The sequence below is a fragment of the Arenimonas sp. genome (genome assembly GCF_019459675.1).
Taxonomy (GTDB): domain Bacteria; phylum Pseudomonadota; class Gammaproteobacteria; order Xanthomonadales; family Xanthomonadaceae; genus Arenimonas.
In genome coordinates this window covers 1-9,201 of the sequence record NZ_JAIBFH010000342.1, presented here as the reverse complement: position 1 = coordinate 9,201, position 9,201 = coordinate 1, and the positions used below count along the sequence as shown (strand labels likewise).

General features: G+C 68.1%; 8 protein-coding genes. 3 read left to right on the top strand and 5 right to left on the bottom strand.

What is annotated here, in order from left to right; translation table 11 throughout:
- Positions 1-132 precede the first annotated feature (132 nt).
- Positions 133-309, top strand: a complete 177-nt coding sequence (gene ccoS / locus K0M70_RS11465) for a cbb3-type cytochrome oxidase assembly protein CcoS (protein ID WP_290782005.1) — start codon at positions 133-135, stop codon at positions 307-309.
- Positions 309-1,025 (top strand): sulfite exporter TauE/SafE family protein, encoded by a 717-nt coding sequence (locus K0M70_RS11460; RefSeq protein WP_290782003.1) that lies wholly within the window; start codon positions 309-311, stop codon positions 1,023-1,025. Before ccoS ends, K0M70_RS11460 begins: the two co-directional genes overlap by 1 nt.
- On the opposite strand, the gene K0M70_RS11455 is transcribed toward K0M70_RS11460, so the two are convergent.
- Positions 1,022-1,780 carry a helix-turn-helix domain-containing protein gene (locus K0M70_RS11455; protein ID WP_290782000.1) on the bottom strand — a complete coding sequence of 253 codons (759 nt, stop codon included), beginning with the start codon at positions 1,778-1,780 and terminating at the stop codon, positions 1,022-1,024. The two genes, K0M70_RS11460 and K0M70_RS11455, sit on opposite strands and share 4 nt — an antisense overlap.
- A 7-nt stretch (positions 1,781-1,787) precedes the next feature.
- Positions 1,788-3,854, bottom strand: a complete 2,067-nt coding sequence (locus tag K0M70_RS11450; protein WP_290781998.1) for a S9 family peptidase — start codon at positions 3,852-3,854, stop codon at positions 1,788-1,790.
- Between the two features lie 107 nt (positions 3,855-3,961).
- Here K0M70_RS11450 and K0M70_RS11445 point away from each other — a divergent pair, with 107 nt between their 5' ends.
- Positions 3,962-5,548 carry an oligopeptide:H+ symporter gene (locus K0M70_RS11445; protein ID WP_290781997.1) on the top strand — a complete coding sequence of 529 codons (1,587 nt, stop codon included), beginning with the start codon at positions 3,962-3,964 and terminating at the stop codon, positions 5,546-5,548.
- A gap of 65 nt (positions 5,549-5,613) precedes the next feature.
- On the opposite strand, the gene K0M70_RS11440 is transcribed toward K0M70_RS11445, so the two are convergent.
- From K0M70_RS11440 to rfbC, 3 genes are all read right to left on the bottom strand, one after another.
- Positions 5,614-7,605: a S9 family peptidase gene (locus K0M70_RS11440; RefSeq protein WP_290781995.1), complete on the bottom strand. Its 1,992-nt coding sequence runs from the start codon at positions 7,603-7,605 to the stop codon at positions 5,614-5,616.
- Between the two features lie 114 nt (positions 7,606-7,719).
- Complete coding sequence (gene rfbD / locus K0M70_RS11435) at positions 7,720-8,631, bottom strand: dTDP-4-dehydrorhamnose reductase (protein ID WP_290781993.1); 912 nt, start codon at positions 8,629-8,631, stop codon at positions 7,720-7,722.
- Complete coding sequence (gene rfbC, locus K0M70_RS11430; protein WP_290781991.1) at positions 8,628-9,185, bottom strand: dTDP-4-dehydrorhamnose 3,5-epimerase; 558 nt, start codon at positions 9,183-9,185, stop codon at positions 8,628-8,630. The genes rfbD and rfbC overlap by 4 nt, the downstream gene beginning before the upstream one ends.
- Positions 9,186-9,201 lie beyond the last annotated feature (16 nt).

Here is a 9,201-nt window from a genome sequence, read left to right as displayed (position 1 = left end):
ATTTGTGGTGGCTCTGCCGTGTGCCGCCTTGGGCTGGGTGACCGCGGGGCTGGCGGCACTGGGCATGGCCGCCTCGTCGGTGGTGGTCACCGCCAATGCCCTGCGCCTGGGCCGCATCCAAGGACATGACGCATGAACATCCTGTTGGCCCTGATCCCGGTGTCGCTGGGCCTGCTGGTACTGGCCATCCTGGCCTTCCTGTGGGCGGTGAGGCGCGGCCAGTTCGACGACCTCGACACCCCTTCGCTCGACATCCTGGGCGACGATGAGCGCCCGGCGCCGGCGCCGGAAAAGCGCGACGGCGACTGATGCCGATCGACCTGCTGACGCTGGGCGCGGCCCTGCTGACGGGCCTGCTGGGCGGCCTGCACTGCGCCGCCATGTGCGGTGGCATCGCCACCGGGCTGTCGGCCACGGCGGCGAGGCCCGGCCTGGGCTCGGCGTTCGCGCTCAACGGCGGCCGCGTGCTGGGCTATACGGTGGCGGGCGTGATCGTCGGTGGGTTCGGCGGTGGGCTGCTGGCGCTGTCGCGGTCCGATGGCCTGGCCACCGGCCTGCGCGTGGCGATGGGCGCGGTGCTGGTGCTGGCGGCAATCCGCATCGTCTGGCCAACGCAGCTGGGCTTCCTGGCGCGCGGTGCCGCCGGCTTCTGGCGCCTCATCCGGCCGCTGCAGGCGCGCGTGGTGCCGGCCTCGGGCCCGCTGCGGCCCTGGGTGCTGGGCCTGTTCTGGGGCTGGCTGCCCTGCGGGCTGTCCACCACGGTGCTGGCGGCGGCCTGGCTGGAAGCCAGTGCGCTGCACGGCGGCCTGCTGATGCTGGCCTTCGGTGTGGGCACGATGGCGACCATGGTGCCGCTGACCTGGAGCGGCGCGAGACTGGCGGGCCTGGCCCGGCACCGCGGCTGGCGGCTGGGCGGCGCCAGCCTGATTGCGCTGGCGGGCGTGCTGACCATGGCCGGCCCGTGGCTTGCGCAGCAGCCGGCGGTGCACGCCGTGCTGGTGGCCCTGGGCTGCCGTTCGCTCTAGCCGCGGCGCGTGACGCCCGGCGCGATCTTCGCCGGGCCGTGCACGATCGCGTCCAGGCGTGCCGGGTCCAGCACGGTCATCTGCCGGCCGCGCACGGCGATCACGCCGTCCTCCTGCATCTTGGTCAGCGTGCGGCTGACCGTTTCTATCACCATGCCCAGGTAACTGGCGATGTCCTCGCGGCTCATCGGCAGCACGAACATTTCACCCGAGCGACCCAGCAGCCGGTAGCGCTCTGACAAGCCGTGCAGGAAAAGCGCGATGCGCTCGGCCGCCTGGCGCCGGCCCAGCATTTCCATGTGCGACTGGTCGCGGTTGATGCCCTGCCCGATGATGCGCAGCAGCTGGTGCTGCAGCCCTGGCAGCTTGGCGCAGATGCTTTCCAGCTGCGCCAGCGGCACTTCACACACCGAGGCGCGGGTGAGCGCCTGCGCATCGCAGGCGTGGTGGCCGGTGCCCAGTGCGTCCAGACCCATCAATTCGCCCGGGAGGTGGAAGCCGATCACCTGCGACTCGCCGTCTTCATTGGTGGCGATGGTCTTGAACGCGCCCTCGCGCGCAACGTAAAGCGAACTGAGCGACTGGCCGGCGCGGAACAGGCTTTCGCCCGGCTCCAGCGGACGCCGGTTGCGCACTATCTCGTCCAGCTGCTCCAGGTCGGTGCCGCCGATGGCCGCCGGCAGGCAAAGCACCTGCAGCGAGCACTGCCCGCAGCTGTGCCGCAGTTTGGCCAGGTCCACCACATCGGCGCTCATGGCTGGGTCACTCCGTGGTCCAGCGTTTGAGCCAGTCGTTCACCGTGTCGTGCCACAGCACGCTGTTGTGCGGCTTGAGGATCCAGTGGTTTTCGTCGGGGAAATACAGCAGCTGGCTTTCCACGCCCTGGCGCTGGGCGGCGCTGAAGCTGGCCAGGCCCTGTTCCACCAGCACGCGGTAGTCGAGCTGGCCGTGGATGACCAGCATCGGCGACTTCCACTTGCCGACGTGGTTGATCGGATTGAACTGCTCGTAGTTGCGCGGCACCTGCACCGGCGTACCGCCGTTCTCCCACTCGGTGAACCACAGCTCTTCGGTGTTGAAGCCCATGATCCGGGTGTCCACCACGCCGGCGTGGTTGACCAGGCACTTGAAGCCGTCCGGCCAGTTGCCGGCGATCCACGCCACCATGTAGCCACCGTAGCTGCCGCCCAGCGCGCAGGCGCGGTCGCCGTCGAGGAAGGCGTACTTTTCCTGCGCCGCGGCGAAGCCCTTCTTCAGGTCTTCCAGCGGCTTGCCGCCCCAGTCCTGCGAGATCGAATCGGTGAAGGCCTGGCCGTAGCCGGTGGAGCCGTGGAAGTCGATCATCACCACCGCGAAGCCGGCGCCGGCGTAGGTCTGCGGGTTCCAGCGGTAGTGGAAGTTGTCGCCGAAGCTGCCCTGCGGGCCGCCGTGGATCAGGAAGGCCACCGGGTAGCTCTTGCCCTCTTCATAGCCCACCGGCTTGACCACGTAACCGTGCACGGTTTCGTTGTTCCAGCCCTTGAAGTTGAACTGCTCGTAGTCGCCAAAGGCCAGGTTGGGCAACACGTCGGCGTTGGCCTGCGTGATCTGGCGCTCGGCGCTGCCGTCGGCGCGGGCGGTGAAGGCCTGGGCCGGCGCCTTGAGGTTGTCGCGGGTGTAGGCCAGGGTGTCGCGCGCCAGGTCGAAGCCGCCGATGCTGCCGCCCGCCAACACCTTGGTCACGTCGCCGCTGGCGATGTCCACCTTGAACAGCGGGTGGGTGCCCACGTCGTAGGCCTGGGTGTAGATGGACTTGCCGTCGGCGGAAAGCTTGATGCCGTCGGCCGAACGGTCCCACTTCGGCGCGATCTCACGCGACTTGCCGCTGCCCAGGTCCATCGCCATCAGCGCCAGGCGGTCGGCTTCGAAGCCGGCACGCTTCATCGCGCGGTAGTACAGCGTCTTGCCGTCGGCGCTGAACGCCGGGCCGGTGTCCATGGCCGGGTTGCCGGCTGTGAGATTGCGCGGCGCCATGCGCGCGTTCACGAAGCCCCGGTAGAGATCGAAGTTGGTGGACCAGGCCTCTTCGCGGCCTGCCACGCGCACGCTGAACACCAGCGATTGGCCGTCCGGCGCCCAGGCGTATTCGCTGGCGTCACCGAAGGGCTTGGACGGCACGTCGCCATCAATGCCGGTGCTGATGCGCACCGGCTCGGCCGAGGCCAGGCCGTCGTCGCCAAACGGCGCGACGTAAAGCTGGTTGCGGCGGCCGTCGGCCCAGGTGTCCCAATGGCGCACGAACAGCTTGTCGTAGAGCTTGCCCGAGACCTTGCTGGCGGCGGTCGCGTCCAGGCGCGACTTCGTGCAGGCCAGGTCGGCGCAATCAATGAACACCTCGAAGCTCACCGCCACCGACTTGCCGTCGGGCGACAGCTTGTAGCTGCCCACGTCCAGCGCATAGTTCGTGACCTGCACGGCGTCGCCGCCGGCGATGCCCTGCTTCCACAGCTGCTGCGAGCCTGACTTGGCGCTGAGGAAATACAGCGCCGCACCGTCGGGCGAGAACGCCGGGCTGTTGACGTTGAAGCCCTCGGCCGTGAAGCGCACCGGCGGCGCCGCGTCGCGCGCGAACAGGTCCTCGATCCACAGGCCGGTGCTGGCCTTGTTGGCGTCAAAGTCGGCTTCGCGCACCGCCACCACCAGCTTGCGGGCGTCGGGCGAAAGCGTGGGCGACGACACCCGGTCCAGGGTCACCAGGTCGCGGGCATCGAAGGGCTTGGGGGCCGCGAAGGCCGCTGACGAAAGGGCGGGAACCAGCAGGGCGAACAGAACGGGGCGCAGACGGGTCATGACGGGCACCAGGGGAAACCAATCCTCATGGTAGGCACCCAGCGCCCCGGGCGCAAAGACCCGGGCCTGCGTGGCTATACTCGGCCGACCTGCCTCGGAGCCTTCACGTGACCCACACCGTTCCCCTGCCCGTCCCGGGCACCCAGCTGCTGGGCCACCCCAAGGGCCTTTTCGTCTGTTTCCTGACCGAGATGTGGGAGCGTTTTGCCTTCTACGGCATGAAAGCGCTGCTGTTCCTCTACCTCACCCAGCACCACAAGTTCGACGACGCCAGCGGCTACCTGCTGCTGGGCACCTATGCCGGCCTGGCCTATGCGCTGCCCCTGCTGGGCGGTCTGCTGGCCGACCGCTACCTGGGCATGCGCAAGGCCGTGCTCTTCGGCGGCCTGCTGTTGGTGCTGGGCCAGCTGGGCATGGCCTACACGGGCGAAGTGGCGCAGGGCCTCCAGGGCCAGGCCACCCCCGACGCCTTCGCGGTCCAGGTGATGTATTTCTCGCTGGCCCTGATCGGCGTGGGCGTGGGCTTCCTGAAGCCCAACATCTCCACCATCGTCGGCCGCCTGTACCCCGACGACGACCCGCGCCGCGATTCGGGCTTCACCATCTTCTACATGGGCATCAACGTCGGTGCCGCGGCTTCGTCGCTGCTGGTGGGCTACGTGGGCATCCAGTACGGCTGGGGCTACGGCTTCGGCCTGGCCGGCGTGATGATGGCGCTGGGCCTGGTGCAGTTCATTTACGGCCAGAAGCACCTGCTCGGCCAGGCCGAGCCGGCCGATCCGGTGGCGCTCCGGGAGCCGTTCTTCGCCGGTCTTTCGCGCGAATGGCTGATCTACCTGGGCGGGCTGGTGCTGGCGGTGGTCGTCTGGCAGGTGCTGCAGACCCGCATCAGCTTCGCCCCGCTGACCGCACTGGCCGGTGGCCACGAGGTCACGCTGACCGAAGTGGTGGCGGTGGTGATGGGCGCGGGCCTGTTTGCCTGGTTCATCCGCCTGATGCTGACCGACCTGACCCGGGTTGAGAAAGGCCGGATGATCGTGCTGATGGTGCTGATCGTGATCAGCGCGCTGTTCTGGGGCCTGTACGAGCAAAGCTACGGCCCCTGGGTGGCGATGGCCGAGCGCACGATGGACCTGACCACGTTTGGCGTGACCTGGAATGCGCCCCAGACCACGGCCTTCGGCGCCATCTTCGTGATCGCGCTGAGCCTGCCGTTTGCCTGGCTGTGGCCCAAGCTCGACAAGCGTGGCATCAACCCCAGCTACCCGGCGAAGTTCGCCTGGGGCCTGGTGTTCTGCGGCCTGGCCTTCGGCATCCTGTCCTGGGCCGCGGCCAACCCCGGTGAGTCCGGGCTGGTCAGCCTGTGGTGGATGATCCTGGCTTATTTCGTGCTGGTGCTGGGCGAAATGGTGCTGTCGCCGATCGGCCTGGCGGCAGTTACCTCGCTGTCCATCAAGCGGGCGGTGGGGCTGATGATGGGCGCCTGGTTCCTGTTCTCGGCCTTCGGCGAAATCATCGCCGGCCGCATGGGCACCTGGGCCTCGATCGAACCCAACGCCGACGGCAGCTTCGACGTGGCGCGTTCGCTGCAGGTCTACTCCAGCGTGTTCTCGGACATGATGTGGATTGGCCTGGCAGCCGGCGTGCTGATGTTCGTGCTCACGCCGATGCTCAAGCGCCTGATGCGCGACTGAGCCCGCAGCGGCAGACAAAAAAACGGCGCCCTGGGGCGCCGTTTTTTCCTGGAGCCGCGCGGGCGTCAGTTCGACGCGTCCGCCACCTGGTTGCCCGCTTTCGCGCTGGCGCCAATGTGGCGGTCGAAGAAGGCCAGCATCTGCGTGTAAAGGTCCACGTTGTTCTCGAGCTCGTAGAAACCGTGGCCCTCGCCTGAGGCAATGATCATGCCCTCGGGCTTGTTGCCGGCCTGCTCCAGCGCCGCGAACATCTTCTCGGTGTGCTCGGGCGGGCAGCGCGCGTCGCGTGCGCCGGCCGCCATGAACACCGGCAGGGTGATCTTGTCGGCGTGGTTGATCGGCGACATCGCGTCCTGTTCGGCCCGGGTGGCACCGAAGGCGCGCTGCAGGTAGCGGATGCCGTCGTTGCGGTCGCCGGTGTCGCTGAGCTTGAACTGGATCTGCGCGTCGTACAGGCCCACGTAGCCGAAGGCGCACTTGTACAGCTCCTGGTCGCGCGCCGGCGCCATCAGGGCCGAATAGCCGCCAAAGCTCGCGCCGTAGATGCAGATGCGGTCCTTGTCGGCCACGCCGTCGGCAATCGCCCACTTCGTGGCGTCAATGATGTCGTTCATGATCCCGGTGGCCCACTGACCGTAGGCCATGTCCATGAAGGCCTTGCCGAAACCACCCGAGCCGCGGAAGTTCACCTGCAGCACCGCATAGCCGCGGCTGGCGAACAGCTGGGTTTCGCGGTTGTAGTTCCAGCGGTCGCGCGGGCCCATCGGGCCACCGTGCGGGTTGACGATCAGCGGCAAGTTCTTGCCGTTCGAGCCGGCGGGGAGGGTGAGGTAGCCGTGGATCTTCAGGCCGTCGCGCGACGTGAACGAGAACGACCGGATGCTGGCCGACTTCTCCGGGTCCACCCATTCGCGGCCCTTCAGCAGGAAGCGGGCCTTGCCGGTGTCGCGGTCGTAGAGGTACAGCTCGCCCGGGTTCTTGTCGCTGTAGGTGGAAACGATGATCTGCTTGCCGTCGCGGGTGGAGCTGGCGAAGTTGACCACCTGGCCCGGGAACGCGCCGGCCAGCGACACATAGAGCTCGCTGTCGGGATGGTCCTCGTTCACCAGGGAAACGCGCGGCGCACCGGCCTCGGTCATCACCGCCAGCACCGTGTCGTCGGCGGGCGAGCTGACCCAGCCCGACACGTCGCTCACCTTGTCCTGGAACAGCGGGGTGAAGGCACCCGTGGCGCGATCGACGGTACCAAAGGCGGCAGGCGCCTTGCGATCGTCCTGCGAGGCGTAGATGGTGCCGTCGTCGGACGTGCCCAGCACGTTGAGATCCTTGCCACCGCCGTCGGACTTGTTGAGCAGCTTCCAGCTGCCGTCATCATCGCGGCGGTACAGCTCGGTCACCGAGTCGTACTCGCCATCGGCGGTCTCGCTGTCGAAGCACAGGGCGAAGCGCGTCTGCTTCTTCTCGTCCAGAGTGAGGCTGCAGTTCTCGCGCGGCGCGCGCGCCAGCGACTTGCGGGCGCCCGTGAAGGTGTCCACCTGCACCATCTCGGTGCCGGCGCCATCCATCGAGCGCGGGTAATTGACTTCCATCAGCACGTAGCGCGGGTCTTCGTCCAGCGCATCGGCCAACGAGAAGAACTCGTTGCCCACGGTCTTGCTGCGCTCGGCGGCGGTGCGGGTGCCGCGGAAAATGAGCGGGCGGGCCTGGGTGCCGTCGGCGTTCACGGCGTACCACTCGCCGGTGTTGAACGGGGCCGCGAAGCCGCCGTACTTGCGGGTTGCGCTGAACATGACGCGGTCGTCGCCCACCCAGCGGAAGCTGCCCACGCTCTTCTTGTCAGGCAGCTGGTTGACCTTGAGCACGCTCAGGTCCGACATCTTCAGGATGGTCAGGACGTCCTGCTCGCCGCGGTCGACGATGATGCCCAGGAACTTTCCATCAGGTGATATCTGGGCGCTGGTGTAGGCCGAGGGACGGAAGAAGTCCTCGATCGGCGGCAGGTCGGCGGCCAGGCTGGTACCGGCGGTCAGGCCGATCAGGACGATTGCGGTTTTCATTGTTCTCCCCGTTTGATTCTTGTCATGCCGCCATGGGCATCGCGCCGGCGGGACGCCGGGCGGAGATGGCTGCAGCCGGTGGCACGTATCGTCGCGCCGGCCGGAATCTGGAGATTAGGGGCCGCGCGAGAGCGCCGCAAGGGCGTCGAGGACCTCGTCTAGGCCTTCACGCCAGTCACCTATGTGAAGGCCGAAATCCCGCTGGAAGCGCGAGGTATCCAGACGCGAATAGGCCGGGCGCCGGGCCGGCGTGGGGAACTGGTCGGTACTGATCGCCTCCAGGCGCGGAGCCTGGGACAGCAGGCCGCGCTCGACCGCGCCCTGGAAGATGGCCTGGGCAAAGCCATGCCAGCTGGTTTCGCCCTCGGCCGACAGATGCCAGGTGCCGCTCAGCGCGGGTTGGGCGGTGATGGCCTTGGCCACCCCGTTGGCGATGCGTGCCGCGCAGGTGGGTGCACCCACCTGGTCGGACACCACGCGCAGATGGTCGCGCTCGCGGCCCAGGCGCAGCATGGTCAGCAGGAAGTTGCCGCCGCGCGGGCCGTACACCCAGCACAGGCGGAAGATCTTGTGCGCCGCGCCGCTGTCGCGCACGGCCTGTTCGCCCGCCCACTTGCTGGCGCCGTAAACGCCCAGCGGGGCCACGGCGTCATCTTCGCGGTAGGGCCGCGTTGCCGTGCCGTCGAACACGTAGTCGGTGGAGAAATGCACCAGCCCGATGCCGGCCCTGGCGCAGGCCCCGGCCAGGGCGCCCGGCGCCTGCGCGTTGATGCGGTGCGCCAGTTCGGGCTCTTCCTGTGCGCGATCCACGGCGGTATACGCGCTGGCGTTGATCACCAGGTCCGGCGCTTCCTGCGCCACCAGCCGCGCCAGCGCCTCGGTGTCGGCCACGTCCGCGGCCAGGCACGGGCTGCCGTCGGGAAGCCGGCCCGAGCGCGTGGTGGCGACCACGTGGCCCAGCGGCGCCAGGCGACCCAGCAGCGCATGGCCCACCTGGCCATTGCCGCCGATGAGAAGCATCTTCATGGCGCGTAAACCGGCAGCCTGTCGGCGGGCACGTCGGCCAGGAAGGGCGCCGCGGCGTCCTTGTCCGACAGCAGCGGCGCGCTCACGGGCCAGTCGATGGCCAGCGACGCGTCGTTCCAGCGGATGCCGGCATCGGCGGCGCGATCGTAGGGCGCGGTGACCAGGTAGCTGAAGATCGCGCGCTCCGACAGCACCACGAAGCCGTGCGCGAAGCCCTCGGGAATCCAGAAATGGCGTTTGTTATGTGCCGAAAGCACGGCCGCGGCGGATCGCCCGAAGGTGGGCGAGCCACGGCGGATGTCCACCGCCACGTCATACACCTCGCCCTCGAGCACGCTCACGTATTTGCCCTGCGGGTTGGGCCACTGGTAGTGCAGGCCACGCAGCACGCCGCGCGACGAAGATGAGGTGTTGCTCTGCACGAACTCCGGCGCCAGGCCGTGTTCGGCGAAGCGCGACTTGTTCCAGCCTTCGTAGAAAAAGCCGCGTGCATCACCGAATACCGCCGGCTCGATGATGACGCAGCCGGGCAGATCGGTGGCAATGACTTTCACATCACGACTCCGCGCG